Below are 17,499 nucleotides of genomic sequence, written 5' to 3'. Positions count from 1 at the left end.
CTCATAGCTTATGCATTCCCGAATAAGAAATCACTAGGAAATTTCGAGATCTAGCGCAGAAAATACTGAATTTTTACAGAACTCAAAAAAAATTCATCACTGTTGCATATGTAAGTTATTCCCTACACGCTGTAATGTGGATGAATTGAATTGATTTGGCGTGTCTGCCATTGCTTGATCGTCACCGTGCGCTAAATATGAAAGCGTGATAGTTGTATCACTTTTCCATTCGAGCTGAGTAAATTTCACGCGGTCACCAACAAAAATACTGTCTAAAAGTACAACTCGGCTCGGCACGGGGTCAAACTTGAACAAGCCAACATAGTTAAACGAACCGCTACCTTGTGTCGTTACAATCATCGGTGCAACAACCCATGAAACACCTTCAATCTCACGCTGACTAATCGACGCAGTTGGGACAAGTACCTGACCTTTCGTCGCACCTGCATCATAGTCACCTATCAAATAGCCGTTTTCTTTATCCCACTCATCAAGAAAAGTGACCGCACCCTGCTCGGGGACTTGGATCGTCCAAGGATTACGTGCAGTGATACCAAGCGTCTCTTGCACAATAACGTTAGTTTCTCCTTCTGTTTGAGGAAACTTAGCCATGATCTCGTCATCAGACAAACTAAAACGATAAACACCCGCGATCACAACCACAACTAATAAAACGATTGGAATAAGTAGAATAAGTGGTATCGGCAGGATTTTTTTGTGAGTCATGAAAGCTTCCTTGTTTCAAGGTATAAACGAAAAGCGAGTATACCATTGTATACCCAAATGATTTCACCTCTTCAAGTGTTTCAAAATTAAACTAAACTGATTATATCCAAATAGTTTCAAGTCCAGAGCTCATAACGAGCTAGTGACACAAGCTCTGTGCTCTAGGTCTATTGGTGTATTGGGACAAATAGGTAATCACGATGACAAAAACCATTCATACATGCGAGTGCGCCTGCGGTTTAGTTGAGATCCGTTGTAAGGGAGAGCCCACCCACACGTCTGTCTGCCATTGCTTCGAATGCCAAAAACGAACTGGCAGTGTTTTTGGGGTACAAGCTCGCTTTGAAAAAGAGCACGTCACTTTAAACGGTGAAGTCACTAGCTATACCCGAATTGGCGATGATGGCAGTGAGGTTCAGTATGACTTTTGTCCATCCTGCGGCACGACAATGAGGTTGTTCGTTGCTGCATACCCAGAAATCATGATCATTCCCGTCGGTCTATTTACCGATAAAGAGTTCCACCAACCTACCGTTTCAGTCTATGAACAAATGAAACACGGGTGGGTGAGTTTCGAATGCACAACGGAACACATCTGCTAGCGGGCAATCCACGTTCACATATTTACTTTGGCTCGGACAAACACCCTATAAGTGAGATTTTTTTGAGAATGATCAATCGAGTTTTACTGTAAAGGGTTTCGTAACTCGGTGTGAGCGTTATAATCGGCTCCTAATATTTGGTGGGGGTTTATTGTGATTTCCAGACTTCCTCGTTGGGTGGAATATGGTGCGTTTCTACTAGCTCTTCTCGCGGGCTGCGTCAACGCCGTTGGTCTTCTCGGCTTTCAACACCAAGCGATAACTCATCTTTCGGGAACCGTAACTCAGCTAGGGAACAGCTTGCTAACAGGTGTGGATAGCTCCATTCACCTGCTCTTCATCGTATTTAGCTTTTTGATTGGCGCTGCCTTTAGCGGCTTTTTTATTGAAAGCAGTGCGTTAAAGCTAGGACGAAGATATGGTGTTGCACTGTGCATAGAAGGAAGCTTACTCTTACTCAGCTTGGGCTTTTTGGTGCAAGGGGATTTGTACGGCCAATATCTAGCATCAGCAGCATGTGGATTACAAAACGCAATGATCACCACGTTTAGCGGCGCAGTAGTCAGAACCACACATATGACCGGAATCATCACCGATCTAGGGATTATGATTGGAGAGAGCTTGAGAGGTCGTCAATTTGACCGACGTAAAGCAAAATTATTCCTATTCATTTTCTTTGGCTTTTTGTTTGGCGGCGTCGCGGGAGCGGCTCTATTTACGGTATATGGTTTATATACGCTGGTTTTCCCAGCAATATTGGCTTTTTCTACAGCTCTGATTTACTGGAGTTACCTATACATACTTAGCCGTCAACAAAAAGCATAAAATTTCGATCCGATTGAAGCGACATGCTTCAATCGGATTTGGCTCAATAGGTTCACACTGCAACGGTACAAGAAACGCTGAACGGTATTTTGACACCACTAAAAACCTTAAAATAGATAAGGCTAACTGAATTTCTGGCAAAGAAGTTAGTTAGATCAAAATCACATTTGTTTACCATTTTATTATTCCAGTCACAATGCGCCCCATAATTCACTGCGCAATTCGCCTCTCGTGCTACAATTTTCTAACACAAGCAACATATTCGCATACACTTAGACGTTATTTGACCAATTACCCGACAAATCGGCTGAATAACTAGATGTATTTAATGAATAGTATTGCAATGGATGCAGTTTGCGGGTACCCTCCGCAAAACTGTGATTAAATACGGATGTTTAGTGAATATTTATGTCATGGAAATGGCAAGTATTGACTAGTAGTAACACGAGACAACTATGCATAACACCACTAATGCTACTGAAGCTCCTAAGGGCAACTTTTGGATGTTTTTCATCCCTTCCCTAATTGGTCTTCTACTCTTTATGGCTCCGATCTCTTACGATGGCGGCCTAACCATTCCCGTTGCCGTGATGGCAAAAGTCATCCCAGCGGTGTTAGGCGATACCTTGATTGCTATCGTCACCAGTATCATCGCTTTCATGGCCGTTGCTTCTGTTCTTTGCAAAATTTTTAAGCCAGCTGCAATTTTACGTAATGGTTTTTTAAACGGTCTCTTCAACCCATCTCCACTTTGGCTCGTTGTTCGTTTAATCGGCGGCGCTGCCGTGTTAATGACGTTTTTCCAAGTGGGTCCAAAAGCAATTTGGGAAGAGAACACTGGCGGGCTTGTTCTTACTGGTCTCCTACCTACTCTGTTTGCCGTTTTCATTTTCGCGGGTTTACTGCTTCCGCTTCTTTTGAACTTCGGTCTTCTGGAGCTATTTGGTGCGTTACTCAGTAAAATAATGCGTCCGGTATTCAACCTACCTGGCCGCAGTGCAATTGACTGTATGGCATCTTGGTTAGGCGACGGAAGTGTTGGTATCTTGCTAACCAGCAAGCAATACGAAAATAAGTTCTACACTCAGCGTGAAGCGGCTGTTGTCGGGACCACTTTCTCAGCAGTATCGATCACGTTTAGCTTAGTTGTTATCGCTCAGGTAAAACTAGAGCACTTATTTTTGCCTTTCTACGGCGCTATCTGTCTAGCTGGTATCGTAGCTGCGATTATCATTCCTCGCCTGCCTCCGCTTAGTCTGAAGAAAGATCGCTACATTGACGGCAGCAACCCAGATAAAGACGCAGATGCAGTGCCAGAAGGCCACACCACATTCTCTTGGGGTATGGATCTAGCTCTTAAGCGTGCTGGTCAAGTCACATCGGTTCAGTCTGTATTTAAAGAAGGCGTACACAACGCAGTCGACATGGTATTTGGCGTACTACCTGTAGTTATGGGTCTTGGTACCGTTGCATTGGTGATTGCAGAATACACGCCTGTATTTGCAATTCTGGGTCAACCGTTTATCCCATACCTAGAGCTACTGCAAGTCCCTGAAGCTGTTGCAGCATCACAGACAATCGTTGTTGGCTTTGCGGATATGTTTATTCCAGCAATTTTAGCGGCCTCAATCGATAACGAAATGACACGTTTTGTTATTGCGGCAATGTCAGTAACTCAGCTTATCTACATGTCGGAAGTAGGTGCCCTACTGTTAGGCAGCAAAATTCCAGTAAACATTGTAGAGCTCTTCGTAATCTTCATTTTACGTACGCTAATCACGTTACCTGTGATTGCTGGCGTTGCTCATCTTATTTTCTAAAATCGAGACGTCAATTAACAAAGGCTCCGCATCGTCGGGGCCTTTTTTATACCTAAAACTCCGTCCACATTAGGCTTTTAGTAAAAAACTCATAATTTACAAAGACAAAACTTAAACAAAATACCTGTCAGCACCAACAAAATTTTCATCACCTCACCTGTAAAACCAGTTGATACCACTGTTTGTTAAGCAATTCTTTTCATTATGAAGATTTCATTAATCGAGCTCGCAAACATGATCACACTCACAAGTTTTAACGTAAATTGTCGGTTTGTTTAAATTTAGTTAAAAAAGACGACAAATGAGTTCATGTTTTTGACAAAGATGTCGATAAAAATATAACCAAACACAATAGGTTTCTCTTTATGCCCAATTCGCTCGGTTTAAAAGAGGCGAAAGCAAAGTGGAACCAACCGGGAGAATCAGAGGAAAGCTCATGAAATTCAGACATAAGGTTGTCACAGCCTCTTCATTTTTGCTGCTAATTACCGTATCGTTATTGTCGACACAACAAGTTATGACCATCCGCTCCCAAACTCAGGAGCAAATCGACTCAAGTGTCAACGAGATATTGACCAGTGTTGGTAACACTGTGCAATCAGAAATGAATGCAAAGAAGGATCTCGCTCGCTCCATTACTGAAGTGATTGAGCTTGACCCCAGTTCACATAGCTATGTTCAAAACATACTTGAAAGACCCACACCAAAAAGCAGCTTCCTTGCCATCGGTTTTGGTTATGAAAGTAATGGCTTTGTGATTGAAAATGACGACGGCTGGGATGCGGGTCCAGACTACGACCCACGTCAGCGTCCTTGGTTTATTGCAGCTAAGAGCAAAGGCGATTTGGTCGTAACCGATCCGTACGTCGATGCGTCTTCGAAAAACGTTATCATCTCTGTTGGTACACCAGTAAAAGAAAATGGCCAGTTTTTAGCCGGTATGTTTTATGACCTCGAATTAACTACCCTTTCAGATCTGGTCAACCAAGTGAATCTGTTTGATGCTGGTTACTTATTTCTGGTCACCGCTGATGGCACAACCATTGCTCACCCTCAAAGTAAATACAACGGTGAGAAAGTCGGTAGCTACCTCCCGCAAATCGAACTTACGCAATCAGCACAACATGTTGAGATTGATGGCAACCGCTACATGGTTAACCTGACTCACATTCCTGGCGAGAACTGGTACGTAGGTTCGGTGATCGATGAAGCTGTTGCCTATTCTGCCGTAGGAGAGCTTCGTAACAACGCTATTATTTATTCAATCATTGCCGTGATTGCATCTATTATCGCCCTAACTCTGTTGATTCGCACTCTCATGCGTCCTTTGGACACGCTAAACAATGCGATTAAAGATGTAGCATCAGGGAAAGGCGACCTTACACAACGCCTCGAAACAGATACTGACCAAGAGTTTTCTGAGCTTGCCACAAACTTCAATACGTTCATGGAGAACTTACAACAGCAAATCATTGAGTCGAAACGTATTTCTGATCAAATTTTAAACGGAACTCAAATCACCGCTGAGGGCGCAAAAGACTCGGCAGGCGCAATTCACACTCAACTGCAAGAGCTAGAACAACTTGCTACCGCGATGCATGAGATGTCTGTCACCGCGACAGAGGTTGCTAATAATGCGCAAGGTGCGGCAAGTGCAGCCAAAGAAGCCGACCAAGCAACGGTTGAGGGGTCTTCTATCGTTGGTGAATCGACACAAACGATAAACATGCTTTCCGATAGCATTGACCTTGCAGTCGAAGAAGTACAAGTGTTGGAATCTGCTACCGCCAATATCGAAACGATTCTAAAAGTCATCAACGATATTGCGGACCAAACGAACTTACTCGCGTTGAATGCCGCAATCGAGGCTGCACGTGCGGGAGAATCTGGCCGAGGCTTCGCCGTTGTTGCAGATGAAGTCCGTACACTGGCACAACGTACTCAAGAGTCGACAACAGAGATTCGTACTATGATTGAGCAACTACAATCTGGCGCTTCTTCTGTGGCAAATGCCATGCATCAAAGCAAAGGTAGTGCTATAGAGGCCGTTGAAAAAGCGGATTTAGCAAATAGTGCGTTACAATGCATTCGTGACGCGATTCAGCGTATTTCCGATATGAACTTGCAAATTGCCTCAGCAGCGGAAGAGCAAAGCCTTGTCGCTGAAGAGATCAACAACAATACGGTGAATATTAAAGACCTATCGACTCAAGTCGCCGAATCGGCAAATCGAACCAACGACGCGATGCAGGCGCAACAAGAAGATGTACATAAACAAGATCAAATCTTAAATAGATTTACTGTCTAACACTCATCTAAGCAAAAGCAGCGAGCACCGGCTCGCTGTTTTTGTTTTTAACCCTCAACCCTAGTATTGGTCGATGTTACATGTGACATGTTGTTGCTATTAAGCTCAACATTACAAGAACGCCGACTATGTGCCCTTTCAAGTTTAATTGAACTCGACATGGATATAGCGATCATTAGAACGGCGATAATAACGGTCGTCCACTTTTAGATAAGTGAAATCTCCAATCTTTATGTAGGTACTATTCCGAGGAATTCGGTCATGGTAATAGTAACTGCGCCTTGGTCGTCTGGTCTCCACATAAATAACGTCACGATGTTTGTGTTTATGCTTGTGCTTGCGATTGTGTTTATGATGGTGGTGATGCGCATGATGGTGATCGTACCGATGTCCATGCTTATGCTTCGGGTCAGCCACCGCTTCTGTACTCAACACACCTAAAGACAACATAACGCCAACCATGGCAAAAGATAATTGCTTTGACACAACAGAGCCTCTTATTCATATCAACATCGATATAATAGAAGGGTGAATCACTGTACATGTCAGCCTTTCGCTAAGGAGTTTTACTAAAAAGTCAGCGCTAACCGTGATTATCAGAGAAACGTCAAACATCACAAATGCTGATGACTTCGAGTGGCCTGGGTTCGGCTATGAATACAAAAAAGCCGCCCGTTTGACTACGAGCGGCTCAGTTTTTAAATAAGCTAGCGTGATTTTATACTGCTTGGGCAAACAGCAAGAAACAGCCGAATAGGAAGATCATGCTCATTCCCATTGCGCCGCCACCAGCTTCATAAATATTGTCATCTTCTACCGGCACTCGACGCACTTTCATGGTCATTGATAATGGAACAAAGACCGCGAGAAACACAAGAATAATCCCCGCGTAGCTGAGAATAGCTAGGAAGTGTTCTGGCGCAAATACAGCACCTAATAGTGGTAGCACAAAAGTAGTAACAAAAATCACTGGCTTACTTGCTTTCAGTAGGTCTGCATTTTGATCGTATAGCGCCATTGCAACACCTAAGAACGACGTTAGTAGTGCCAAACCAGTAAACATGGATAGGATGAACTCTAAGCCCTCGTATTGCTGACCTAGTACCGAGATCAACTCTGTTACGTTGGAGTATTGAACAAGCTCATGAGGTGGTAGATTGCCGACAACCGCTAACAACCATAATAGGTAACAAACAAGCGGAATAGTTGAGCCCACGATAATCATATTACGCAGCTGTGTTTTACTCGCTTCTTTGTTGTAAGTTACAAGCGATGGGATCACGACCATAAAACCGAAACTGGTGAAAAGCACCGAACTGGTTTTGATAAGTGCCATTTTATCGTCGCTCACAACCTCATCAAGTCCTTCAAACGAGACGCTTGGTGCAAGCGCAAAAAGTGTCAGGATCAGCGCTACGATCATGCCTAGGAACAAACCGCGATTCAGCTTATCTACTACCCCTGTACCTGCCGAAACAATGATACCAACTAAAAGAGTAAAACCGACTTGGCTTGAGATCGTAGATGTTGGAAGCCCAATTGAGGCTGTTACTTTTTGTACGAGATCACCCGCACCAATGATGTAAGCCATTAATAGACAAACTAACAGGGCGTAAAGCAAGCTGTTGGTTACCAACTGGCCTCCTTTACCAAGCGTTTCGCGAGCAATTGCATTCATGCTCACACCACCACCTACTTTGCAACTGGCTTCAAGAAGGAGCAGCGCAGCATAAGTCGTTCCAGCCCAGATGAACAACATAAGAAGAGTGCCCCAAAGGAGGCCAAATTGAGCAAGCACCATTGGTATAGCAAGCATACCAGCGCCAAGAGCAGTACCTGCAACGATCAGGGAGCTGCCGACAAGTTTTAGGTTCACGGTTAATACCTCTAAATTCAATCCGTTAATTTCTCGCCAGTTGTGCTTTATCTAAAGCACACAACAAAACGCTCCGACTTAGTCAAAATTTGGTTACAAAAGCACTATGTTACAAGAGCCCTGTATGGCTAAGAAGACACGCAACAAAAGGTGGTTAATCATTTGCACATGAACACTTGAGAGTCGTTTTTGGCGATGTCATCGTTGATGAAATGTGCGCAACTTTGGGTTCGAAGCAAAATTGTTCATCTTAATTCATCAACCCCATTCGTTATGAATGGATTTGGTTCGAAAAGATTGTAAGGCATAAGCAGGACGATTGAAAAGCAAAAGGTCAATCTTATAGCGATATATTTTAACAACTCTTATCTTTTACCTAAGATGTGTTGTTTTTTTCGTCACTAATTAGTCTTTTATCGCTTAAAGAGAAGGAGGAACGTGCTCAATGGCTCAATTTGGCTGGGTGTACAGATTAATTTACAGTTTAAGTGAAGGTGTTAGATTCCAAGGACGTAGCCTAGATCGGACAATATCGCTATTATTCGCTGCGTACCGACACGTTCGGTTCACATACCTCTAAACACTGATTTACGGTTCGAAAATATAGGTAAATGAGTGTCCGAATGCTGGGTGTGGTTCCCCAGCATTTGCATCCTTTCTTTTAGATGTCATCAATTGATCGAAATTGCATAAATCTTGTATCGCCCGACTTTACGGCTGTGTTAATACGCTTTATCTAGCGCGCCAATGATATAAGTTAACACTGGAATACCCATATCGGCGACCTGCTTCTCAGTCTCACTCATATTTTCATGCGCCATCCGCAGCTCTACTTCACTTATCGATTCTTTGTGAAGGTAAAGCTCTTTGTAGTTCATCAATCGCTGTTGTGACTGTTGAATCAGTGTCACAACATTCTCTTTAGTCTCACGATGTTGCTGAGCAATTTCACTAAATAAATGATCTAAAATGCGTTGCATTTTGCGAATAGAAGCTTTCGTTTCTATTGATTTGTATGATTGATACTTTTCCATTGAGTTAATAACTGACTAAAATATTTACGTTTTTATAAGACAGTTATTTTTATACTGATTGCAAAGCAGGTAAATATGTGGTGGTTAAACTGGTCCACTTCTTGCTCCGTTTAGGTCAAAACTGTCCTTTCAGGAGAGCACATGCAGGTAGACCCTATAATTCAAGCACTGATCGCAAGACGAAAATCGAATGGCCTCTCCCGTGAGCAAATGGCAAACATCGCTGGAATGAGCGTAAAAACATATCAAAGGATCGAGCGCGGAGAGTCCGATCTTAAACTCTCACAATATCGTGCCATATTGCGTTCGCTTCATTTGACTGACCTAGATATTGCTTTAGATGTACGTGATGTTCAGCATGTCACAGCAAATGACTTAACGGCCGTGGCGCGATTGCTCTCACCGGAAGCTCAGTCCCTGCTAGTTCGCCTGTTATCGTTAATCCTTGAACAAAAGAACAAGAAAGGTGATTAACGACATTACTCATACCCAAACGATGAATGCCCTGTTGAGCGTTGAAACATGAATCGTTTAGACAAAAATAAAACTCGTCAAATGACGAGTTTTATTCTTTATATCAGTCCGTTACTCTAGGCTTTTCAGTTCCGATGTATTAACGCCTTTTATTGCATCTTTCGCCACTTTATCAGGATCAAAGACATCACGTTCTTCATATGAATTATCAATCATGCCTTGTCCTATCGCGGTCGCCTGCTTTTGTAACTTGTTACCCTCTACCTCACCAGCATCCCAGCCTTGTCGATAATCTGAGTCGGTTTGATACCTTGTTTCGTCCTTAATATAGTGTTCAAAATCATTCCCTGCCTCTTGCATACCACTATGCCGACCGTCATGAAAGCCTTGGATATAAGCTTCATCATAACCGCTCTCTTTTAACGCGCTGTCACTCGTACCACAGCCTGAGAGGAGAACAAAAAATAGCGAAACGAATACCCTATGAAACATATTTAGGCCTCAAAGCTTTCAAATAAATTAATCATAGTTCGCGATTTCAACTTCTGCTTACTTCAGGCTATTAGATAGCATTGTGACTCGACGAAGCCTGTGAACTTGAGTCCCTACAGTGAGTACAAAGCTGGACAAAGCATCACACCTACTGATAAACATTATACTCAACGCGCGTTTAATACTTCCATCGCAAGTGCTTCATCATCTTGCTCAGCCAAACCGCTAATGCCAATTGCACCGACGATTTTCCCCTCTTGTTCTATAGGCACACCACCCATAAAGCCTGTGATCTTCGGGTCAGTCCAATAACTCAACTGCTTACCCGTCTCACGAGCCCAAGCACCCAGATTGCCGCTAGGCTGACGGTCTCTAGCCGAGGTGTAAGCTTTGTTCTGTGCCAACAAACCTGCTTGCACACTCACATCATCCATTCGGGCAAAACCGAGCAATTCTCCATGTGTATCAACCACGGCAACCGCAATGTTTTGCTTGCGAGCAGTCGCAATTTCCAATGCCGTTTGAATCAGAGTTTGAACTTGTACGTATTTCATTTTTCTCTCCTACGGGATCTCATGACCAAGGGTTTTCTCGAACAAGCCATACCAATGGCTACGTGATAGCGTGACGTTCTCTACTTGAGCACAAGCGCGAATACGCTGTGGGTTTGCAGTACCAATAACAGGCTGAATTTGGTTTGGATGACGCGTCAGGAAGGCTAAAACAATCGCCTCAGACGACACGCCATATTCAGCTGCTAGCGCCATTACCATCTCCGCCGTCTGTCTGGTGTTGTGATCATCAGAATGTAAACCACGCTCTGAGAATCTTCCTTGCGCCATACTGCCCCACGCTTGCAGTTGGATATTATGCTTACGGGCATGTTCCAGTGTTCCCGCAACGTAGTCAGATTCCGACGAAGGAAGCCCCATGCCTTGCTTAATAAAGTCAGACTTAGCCAGACTCATTTCCAACTGGTTCGCCACAACAACTTCGCCCGTTGCTTGTTGAAGAAGGTCAATTTGAGCACTGTTCATGTTAGAAACACCGAAGTGGTTAACTTTGCCAGCTTGTTTCAGGGCTTTTAGCGTTGTGCCCAGTTCTTCAAATTCAACCAAAGGATCAGGACGATGCAGCATCAAAACATCAAGATTTTCCACGCCAAGGCGTTCAAGAATGCCCTCAACAGAAGCCGTCACCCATTTGGCAGAGAAGTCATACTGCTTAACACCTTGCTCATCTCCTAGACGGATGCCGCACTTGGATTGCAGATAAATTCGTTCTCGTAAGGTTGAGTCATTGGCTAAGATGCGCCCAAACACTTCTTCAGCCTTACCGAATTTGTAGATATCCGCATGATCAAAGAGATTGATGCCAACCTCTAATGCTGCCTCTACAGCGGCATAAGCTTGGTTTTCATCTTGGGCGGTTAATGGGTTGCGATTCCACTCCCCTCCAAGTCCCATACAGCCGAAGACCAAGCGGCTAACGTTAGGTAAGGTTTTGGCGAGCGGTAGTGTTGGATTGTTCATCGTTATTCTCACTTTTCCGATTTCTGCATCTTCAATTTCTTAAATTAACTCGAACCATCTTACCGTTCGTAAAAATTAGTTTAATACCGTAAAATCGAATTCATTATCCTCGTTACCGAACAATTAAAGCGAGCAATAAAGATGGCAGATTATAAGAGAATCGAAAAACTGATGCTGTTTGCTGAAGTGGCTCAAACACTCAACTTTTCTAGAGCAGCAGAGCAACTTGGTATCTCTAAAAGTTACCTGTCGGAACAAATCAAGCGATTGGAATCGGAACTCGCCACGCCTTTGATTGTTCGAACCACACGCAGCGTGAGATTGACGGCAGAAGGTGAATCGATCTTTGCACAAGCGGAAGATCTCAAACGCCGCGTAATGGAAATGGAAAAGAGTTTAAGTCAGCAATCTGAGCAAGTAGACGGTCTGATTCGTCTTACTGCTCCCAAGATGTTTGCCGAAGCGGTGCTGCATGATTTGTGTGTGGCGTTTCGCGCTTTACATCCAAACGTAGAGTTCGAGATTCTTTCTAGCTATCAAGCGTTTAATCTGACGGAAACCAGCGTCGACTTTGCGTTTCGAGCAACAAGAACGCCGCCCGAGAATATGATTGCGCATCACCTTTTGGACTACCACCACTGGCTGGTTGCCTCTCCTCAGTATCTGCAAGAAGAAGGTACGCCGGAGACGTTAGCGGATTTAAAACAGCACCAATGCTTAACCACATTGCATCAAAAAGAGTGGCCGTTAAAAACGGGAACAGTTCAAACCCAAGGTTGGCTTTCAAGCAATGAAAACCGCTTACTCAAAGAATCAGCCCTGTCTGGCAATGGCATTGCTCGGTTAGCAAGTTACTTTGTCGAACAAGACGTTGAACATGGTCGTCTAATGCAGGTTTTATCGGAAGAAACCGACCACCAGCACAACGCGGTTTACTTGGTGTACCCACAACTTATCTATCAATCGGCGAAAACCAGAGCCTTCATTGAATTCGTGAAGCAGCACTTTGCTAAATAACTAAGGTAGTTAATCTGCCGACCACACCGAGCGGATATCTGGCCAACCCCAATTGGTTAAAGCAACGTCTTCTAATACACCTTGGAAGCGCAAAGTTTGTGTATGGTGGAACATAGGTGCAATCCAATACTCGCTGATCAACGTCGATGAAATTGGCTCCAATGCATTAAGGTAGTCCTCAAGTGGAACGAAAGATCTGACTCTCTGTAGTTGTTCATCTAACCATTGTGCGTTCTTTTCTCCCAAAGTGTGGAATAGCACAGCGTTGCTGAAGAAGTTCGTGAACGCTGAGGCATGACGATTATCATCTAGGTTTATGTTCGTTACGACCATTGTCTCATTTAGCTCACCGTTCTTAGCCTTCTCGTTCAGCTCACGGTAGGAATACATAACAATTTCTACTTTACTGCCAACACTCGCCAAACGATTAGAAATAGCCCGCGCACAGCGACGCAATGCGGTATAGTTATATCCTGCTATCGTAATGTGTTTAGGTAACTTAAGCGGCTCACTGAACGGACGGAGCACTGGCTTCCAACCTGGTAGCAGGTTATAAGCGGGTATACTCCCAAACACAATATTCTCGCGGCGCATCACTTCGGCCAAGTGCTCAGGTTGAATTAGCTCACTAATATAACGGCGCTGCGCTAAAGAGAGTTTGTGCTTAGCGTGCTGATTAAATAAGGTGAATAAGCAACCATCTTCTATTCGGCTACGCTTGCTCGCCGATGAGTTTTCTCGGTTTTGCGTCGACATATAGTGTCCACACAAATCCTCCTCGGGCGAAGCATCCCTTTGCAACGTATTTGCTGCCAATGACGGGTTCTCCATTTGCTCGTCATTAACAATCCAGATAGTCACCAAATCCGTTAGAACTCTACATGCGTAGTAACCATTAAATGCTTGCAGTTTTAAACGACTTTCATTGTGCTCGACAACAGAGAATGGGCCACTTCCGACCACCAGCTTGTTATTCGCTACGTTAACTTGGCTTACTGGTTGAATGCCGTATTTCACCCCAGAAATAAGTCCAGCAAAGCCCAAGTCAGCTCGATTAAGCTTAAAAACAACTTTCAATGGCGTTGGCGCAGTGATGTTAGCGACATGTGCCAATTCTTTTTCGTAATACTGTAGTGAACTCAATTTTGCAAACAAGCTAACCACTGTTTCTGCATCAATGGAATTACCATTATGAAAAGTCAGACCTGGACGAAGGTAGAAAGTCCATTCGTAGGTGTCTTCGTCATAACGCCAGTGATGTGCGAGTTCTGGTTGCACTTTCCCATTGTGATCACTCGAAACTAAGCAACAATAGATTTGCCTTAATAAGAAACGTTCGCTGCTACGCTGAAGTTGATGTGGAACGACGCGCTCAAACATTCGCTTATAGGTTAATTGAATATTGAGCTGTCCTTCTTGAACAGAAGCACCAGACGTTGTTTTTAACAAACGGCCAAATGCCATTTCGTCTTCATCTAATATCGCCAGTGCTTTTTCATACTTGCCTAACTTGATACGTTCAAGAGCCAAGCTCTCTTTTAAAACGTCTAACTCCATATTCAGAATAAGAGTCGATCGTTGGTTCCGCCCAGCTTTCGGGTGCCAGCTCAACCACGCCTTCTGCTGCATCTGCGTTAGCAGGCTACGAGCATGCCGAGAAGAAGTGAACATGATGTCGGCAATGTCCTGTAACGTGGTTTTTGTTTCATCACCAACGCTAAACGAGAGTAATCGTTGGTAATAGCGAAACAAATTGAGATCAGACACTGAATCAACCTTAGATCTGTGAAGTTTGTGGATAGGAATAGTTTACTTAAGTTGGCGGTAATAAAATAAGAAAACTTCCTAATTATCTGTTCCCCTTTTCCACAATTAACCTCCAAATTCGGCTTTAAAGCCCCATATATTTACGTTATTAGGAAAAAAGCCAACAAAAGCACTCTCTTTTTTATATCCCCTTTTATACACATAATTTACTCGTCAGCGTAAAGGAGGAAGAAATGAAGAAGCCAATGATGGCGTACTTTTTTCAGCAACGCCTAGCTCAATCGAGTAATAAAATAGAAGTGATGACTCTGGTTTATCTTAACGATATGTTCCAGTGGTCATAGCCTAACCTCAAGCAGAACTTAGCTCCTGATACTACACCCCCACTTCGTTGTATCTTAAGTTCTGCTTTTTCATCTTTTGCACTCTACTACCTTATTGCAGGTTACTAAAAGTTAACTAGTTGAAACACAGCAAAACAGAGTCTACATTGAAGTCTCATCCCCCAATCGCTTTGTTGAGAAAGGGGCATTCATGGATATACACCACCAATTCGGGAGTCAATATGGCAACTTCAGTGAAACTTAAAGCGGGCGACAGCTTCCCTCATCTTCAAGCCACTTTGCTAGATGGTTCAAGCGTAACGTTGGGTCAGCCGCAAGGTGATGCGACTTGGCAAGCAGTATTCGTTTATCGTGGTAAACACTGCCCTCTTTGTACTAAGTACCTCAACGAGCTTGAGAGTTACAAACAGGCTTTCGCTGATGCTGGCGTCGATATTCTTGCCGTTTCTGGCGATTCAAAAGCACAGCTAGAGGGGCATCTAGAGAAACTCGAAATCAGCTTCCCTATCGCTTACGGCCTGACCGAAGAACAAATGAAAACGCTAGGCTTGTATGTATCTATTCCTCGATCTGAACAGGAAACCGATCATAATTTCGCAGAACCAGGTCTGTTTGTGGTGAATGAACACGGCGACTTACACGTGGTGGATATTTCAAACAACCCGTTTGTTCGCCCTGAGCTTGGCGCGCTATCACGCGGATTGGCATGGATTCGCGATCCAAACAATAACTACCCTATCCGTGGCACATTGGATTACTAATATCTTCTACACCCAAGTAAACTTTCTATCCTTAAATAAGCTAAGATTCTTGCCTTAGTGAGAATAACTTGGAATGCATATCAGATCCGTGAGATCTGATATGTATCAACAAGTTGGAAATAGAGTCCTTGTTCATTATACAACGCCTTGATGAAAAACAAGATCAGTGAAGCCCAGGCTCCCCTCAAACAACGTTAGTTATTTACTTCTAAGTCACTTTCGCGATAAATACATGAAATTAAGACTAAAAACTTAGACTTAACGGATATATAAATCATAACGGTACCTACACAAGTAGTTGGCTAGCGATTATTATCCTATTGCAACTCACAATTGTGCAAATCTAATAATTCATACCATAAATGAAAACATAGATACCGTAAGAGACAAAATAAAAGCAAACGATTAAATTACCAATAAAACACCGTTCAATTAAAATAAAAAACATTTCACTTTATAAAAATGTAATTAATCGTTATTTGCAATCACACATCTTAATTGAGAAATACAGTATGAATAAAATCTCTTTGCTTTATATGGCCGTTTGTATCGGATTAGTTGGATGCGGTTCAGGAGGAAGCGACAACGATCCAGCAAAAGATATACATCCCACCATTTCAAATCCGGAACAAGTCAACGCAATGACGGTGGACAAAGGTCATTTCTATTGTTCTGTAAACCAACAAAAACTGGAACACGGAGGGACATCTGCAACTATGTCCTACCTGATTGAAAAGAAAAGAAATTCTACGGTTGTCGACGATTATGAATGTACCGAATACGGTTTAAAGAAAGGTGAGTCAATTATCGTCACTAAAAGTGCAATTGAAAACTTTTCATACTCAAAACATTATAAAAGCACGAAGAAGAATGACATTAATAGGTTTAAAATCATCTACCCTACAGGGCTTACGACTCCGATTAATAAAGATTATGAAAAAATTACGATCACGTATAATACGGAGAGACCTGACGTTAACATTAAGATAATTCAATATTTTGACGAAAAGTCTAAATTATATACCATCAAAAAATATGAAAGCCACGTTAACGACAACTCACCAATAGGTTTAGTTGAGAAAGAGGAATTCGATAAATATTCCGATTTTGAAAAGAAACTGGAATTAAATAGTGCTTTTTTAAATTCAACTGAAGTGAGTGATTTATTCTACAACTTATTAAGCATGATAAAATAATAACTAAAAATCAAAAAGTTAAAAAGTACGATTATGCTCAAGTAGCTTCGATATGCCTGACTAGAAAGAGTACGTTGTTTTACGAAACAAATTACGATTTGAATAAAGCACATCTAAGTTACTTGGGTATAAACGGCGATGTATTGTTAATCAGCTTTCAAAAGAGAGTGACGTTTGCGATTAACTACTTTGGTCTTAACGAAGCTCAATTTGATGCTTTTCAGACCAAATTCGCAAATCATCAAGAATCTTAAGTGCGGTACGGCCGAACTCTGTTAGCTCATAGCTGACTGCAATTGGGCGATCGCTGATCACTTTGCGTACCACCATACCTTCCGCTTCTAGCTCTTTGAGGCGCTGGTCGATCATCTTTTTGCTTGCGCCGCCTAGCATGCGTGCTAAGTCATTGAAACGAACTGGGCCGTCTTTCAAATGAAAAATCAAAGAGCCTTTCCATTTACCACCAATTAGACGCATCCCTTTCTCGATAGCACATGGCTCCGCACATACGTTCGCCACTGACTTACGACCTTTGCTATCTACACTGATTCTGCTTTCCACAATACACCTCAAGATACGCACCTAATCTAGGTAACGAAAAGTAAGCTAGATACATTTAGTGCTTTAGAGTAATAAAAACGTCACCTCGCCGCAAACAAATAAAAATGGACCGCATGCAGCAGTCCATCTCAATTCATCATTCAGTTCGCACTATGTTTCTAAAA

The 17,499-nt window shown here is 42.9% G+C and carries 17 protein-coding genes; 8 read left to right on the top strand and 9 right to left on the bottom strand.

What is annotated here, in order from left to right:
* Window positions 1-96: 96 nt before the first annotated feature.
* Window positions 97-726, bottom strand: a complete 630-nt coding sequence (locus tag R7F07_RS20190) for a hypothetical protein (RefSeq protein WP_318110554.1) — start codon at window positions 724-726, stop codon at window positions 97-99.
* Between the two features lie 200 nt (window positions 727-926).
* Between R7F07_RS20190 and R7F07_RS20185 the strand changes: the two genes are divergently transcribed.
* The 4 genes from R7F07_RS20185 (at window position 927) to R7F07_RS20170 (ending at window position 6,281) form a co-directional block, all read left to right on the top strand.
* Window positions 927-1,328, top strand: coding sequence for a GFA family protein (locus tag R7F07_RS20185; RefSeq protein WP_025768472.1), 402 nt, complete (start codon window positions 927-929; stop codon window positions 1,326-1,328).
* Between the two features lie 153 nt (window positions 1,329-1,481).
* A complete protein-coding gene (locus R7F07_RS20180) occupies window positions 1,482-2,153 on the top strand; it encodes a YoaK family protein (protein ID WP_005375484.1) in 672 nt (223 codons plus the stop codon).
* 455 nt (window positions 2,154-2,608) lie between these two features.
* Window positions 2,609-3,973: a YjiH family protein gene (locus tag R7F07_RS20175; RefSeq protein WP_017635848.1), complete on the top strand. Its 1,365-nt coding sequence runs from the start codon at window positions 2,609-2,611 to the stop codon at window positions 3,971-3,973.
* Between the two features lie 436 nt (window positions 3,974-4,409).
* Entirely contained in the window at window positions 4,410-6,281 is a 1,872-nt protein-coding gene (locus R7F07_RS20170) for a methyl-accepting chemotaxis protein (RefSeq protein WP_171342517.1), read from the top strand.
* Window positions 6,282-6,425: 144 nt separating this feature from the next.
* Here the strand turns inward: R7F07_RS20170 and R7F07_RS20165 are convergent, their stop codons facing one another.
* The 3 genes from R7F07_RS20165 to R7F07_RS20155 form a co-directional block, all read right to left on the bottom strand.
* The gene (locus R7F07_RS20165) at window positions 6,426-6,767 is read right to left on the bottom strand and encodes a hypothetical protein (protein ID WP_081007912.1); all 342 of its coding nucleotides are present in this window, start codon (window positions 6,765-6,767) and stop codon (window positions 6,426-6,428) included.
* A 232-nt stretch (window positions 6,768-6,999) separates the two neighbouring features.
* A complete protein-coding gene (locus R7F07_RS20160; RefSeq protein WP_005375474.1) occupies window positions 7,000-8,157 on the bottom strand; it encodes an amino acid permease in 1,158 nt (385 codons plus the stop codon).
* A 722-nt stretch (window positions 8,158-8,879) separates the two neighbouring features.
* On the bottom strand, window positions 8,880-9,191 hold the full coding sequence (locus R7F07_RS20155) for a hypothetical protein (protein ID WP_047101654.1): 312 nt from the start codon (window positions 9,189-9,191) through the stop codon (window positions 8,880-8,882).
* Between the two features lie 141 nt (window positions 9,192-9,332).
* On the opposite strand from R7F07_RS20155, the gene R7F07_RS20150 reads away from it, so the two are divergent.
* On the top strand, window positions 9,333-9,665 hold the full coding sequence (locus R7F07_RS20150) for a helix-turn-helix transcriptional regulator (protein WP_005375470.1): 333 nt from the start codon (window positions 9,333-9,335) through the stop codon (window positions 9,663-9,665).
* Between the two features lie 111 nt (window positions 9,666-9,776).
* Here the strand turns inward: R7F07_RS20150 and R7F07_RS20145 are convergent, their stop codons facing one another.
* The 3 genes from R7F07_RS20145 to R7F07_RS20135 form a co-directional block, all read right to left on the bottom strand.
* Entirely contained in the window at window positions 9,777-10,157 is a 381-nt protein-coding gene (locus R7F07_RS20145; RefSeq protein ID WP_081007913.1) for a hypothetical protein, read from the bottom strand.
* Between the two features lie 167 nt (window positions 10,158-10,324).
* Window positions 10,325-10,711, bottom strand: coding sequence for a GlcG/HbpS family heme-binding protein (locus tag R7F07_RS20140; RefSeq protein ID WP_042521512.1), 387 nt, complete (start codon window positions 10,709-10,711; stop codon window positions 10,325-10,327).
* A 9-nt stretch (window positions 10,712-10,720) separates the two neighbouring features.
* Window positions 10,721-11,689, bottom strand: coding sequence for an aldo/keto reductase (locus R7F07_RS20135; RefSeq protein ID WP_054574426.1), 969 nt, complete (start codon window positions 11,687-11,689; stop codon window positions 10,721-10,723).
* Between the two features lie 141 nt (window positions 11,690-11,830).
* Here R7F07_RS20135 and R7F07_RS20130 point away from each other — a divergent pair, with 141 nt between their 5' ends.
* Window positions 11,831-12,706, top strand: a complete 876-nt coding sequence (locus R7F07_RS20130) for a LysR family transcriptional regulator (RefSeq protein ID WP_171342516.1) — start codon at window positions 11,831-11,833, stop codon at window positions 12,704-12,706.
* A 9-nt stretch (window positions 12,707-12,715) separates the two neighbouring features.
* Here R7F07_RS20130 and R7F07_RS20125 read toward each other — a convergent pair whose 3' ends face one another.
* Complete coding sequence (locus R7F07_RS20125; RefSeq protein WP_171342515.1) at window positions 12,716-14,473, bottom strand: SgrR family transcriptional regulator; 1,758 nt, start codon at window positions 14,471-14,473, stop codon at window positions 12,716-12,718.
* A gap of 565 nt (window positions 14,474-15,038) precedes the next feature.
* Between R7F07_RS20125 and R7F07_RS20120 the strand changes: the two genes are divergently transcribed.
* Window positions 15,039-15,578 (top strand): redoxin domain-containing protein, encoded by a 540-nt coding sequence (locus tag R7F07_RS20120; RefSeq protein ID WP_005385152.1) that lies wholly within the window; start codon window positions 15,039-15,041, stop codon window positions 15,576-15,578.
* Window positions 15,579-16,090: 512 nt separating this feature from the next.
* The gene (locus tag R7F07_RS20115) at window positions 16,091-16,774 is read left to right on the top strand and encodes a hypothetical protein (protein ID WP_017821619.1); all 684 of its coding nucleotides are present in this window, start codon (window positions 16,091-16,093) and stop codon (window positions 16,772-16,774) included.
* Window positions 16,775-16,969: 195 nt separating this feature from the next.
* Here R7F07_RS20115 and R7F07_RS20110 read toward each other — a convergent pair whose 3' ends face one another.
* On the bottom strand, window positions 16,970-17,335 hold the full coding sequence (locus tag R7F07_RS20110; RefSeq protein WP_017821620.1) for a winged helix-turn-helix transcriptional regulator: 366 nt from the start codon (window positions 17,333-17,335) through the stop codon (window positions 16,970-16,972).
* Window positions 17,336-17,499 lie beyond the last annotated feature (164 nt).

The organism is Vibrio sp. YT-16, from assembly GCF_033337405.1.
Lineage (GTDB): Bacteria > Pseudomonadota > Gammaproteobacteria > Enterobacterales > Vibrionaceae > Vibrio > Vibrio alginolyticus.
This window is presented reverse-complemented; position numbering and strand designations above follow the sequence as displayed.

Bases quoted from the DNA above. Each gene is read 5' to 3' on its own strand.
- R7F07_RS20155 (WP_047101654.1), bottom strand. From the start codon at position 9,191: ATGGAAAAGTATCAATCATACAAATCAATAGAAACGAAAGCTTCTATT.
- R7F07_RS20135 (WP_054574426.1), bottom strand. From the start codon at position 11,689: ATGAACAATCCAACACTACCGCTCGCCAAAACCTTACCTAACGTTAGC.
- R7F07_RS20120 (WP_005385152.1), top strand. From the start codon at position 15,039: ATGGCAACTTCAGTGAAACTTAAAGCGGGCGACAGCTTCCCTCATCTT.
- R7F07_RS20190 (WP_318110554.1), bottom strand. From the start codon at position 726: ATGACTCACAAAAAAATCCTGCCGATACCACTTATTCTACTTATTCCA.
- R7F07_RS20175 (WP_017635848.1), top strand. From the start codon at position 2,609: ATGCATAACACCACTAATGCTACTGAAGCTCCTAAGGGCAACTTTTGG.
- R7F07_RS20170 (WP_171342517.1), top strand. From the start codon at position 4,410: ATGAAATTCAGACATAAGGTTGTCACAGCCTCTTCATTTTTGCTGCTA.
- R7F07_RS20185 (WP_025768472.1), top strand. From the start codon at position 927: ATGACAAAAACCATTCATACATGCGAGTGCGCCTGCGGTTTAGTTGAG.
- R7F07_RS20115 (WP_017821619.1), top strand. From the start codon at position 16,091: ATGAATAAAATCTCTTTGCTTTATATGGCCGTTTGTATCGGATTAGTT.
- R7F07_RS20150 (WP_005375470.1), top strand. From the start codon at position 9,333: ATGCAGGTAGACCCTATAATTCAAGCACTGATCGCAAGACGAAAATCG.
- R7F07_RS20140 (WP_042521512.1), bottom strand. From the start codon at position 10,711: ATGAAATACGTACAAGTTCAAACTCTGATTCAAACGGCATTGGAAATT.
- R7F07_RS20145 (WP_081007913.1), bottom strand. From the start codon at position 10,157: ATGTTTCATAGGGTATTCGTTTCGCTATTTTTTGTTCTCCTCTCAGGC.
- R7F07_RS20130 (WP_171342516.1), top strand. From the start codon at position 11,831: ATGGCAGATTATAAGAGAATCGAAAAACTGATGCTGTTTGCTGAAGTG.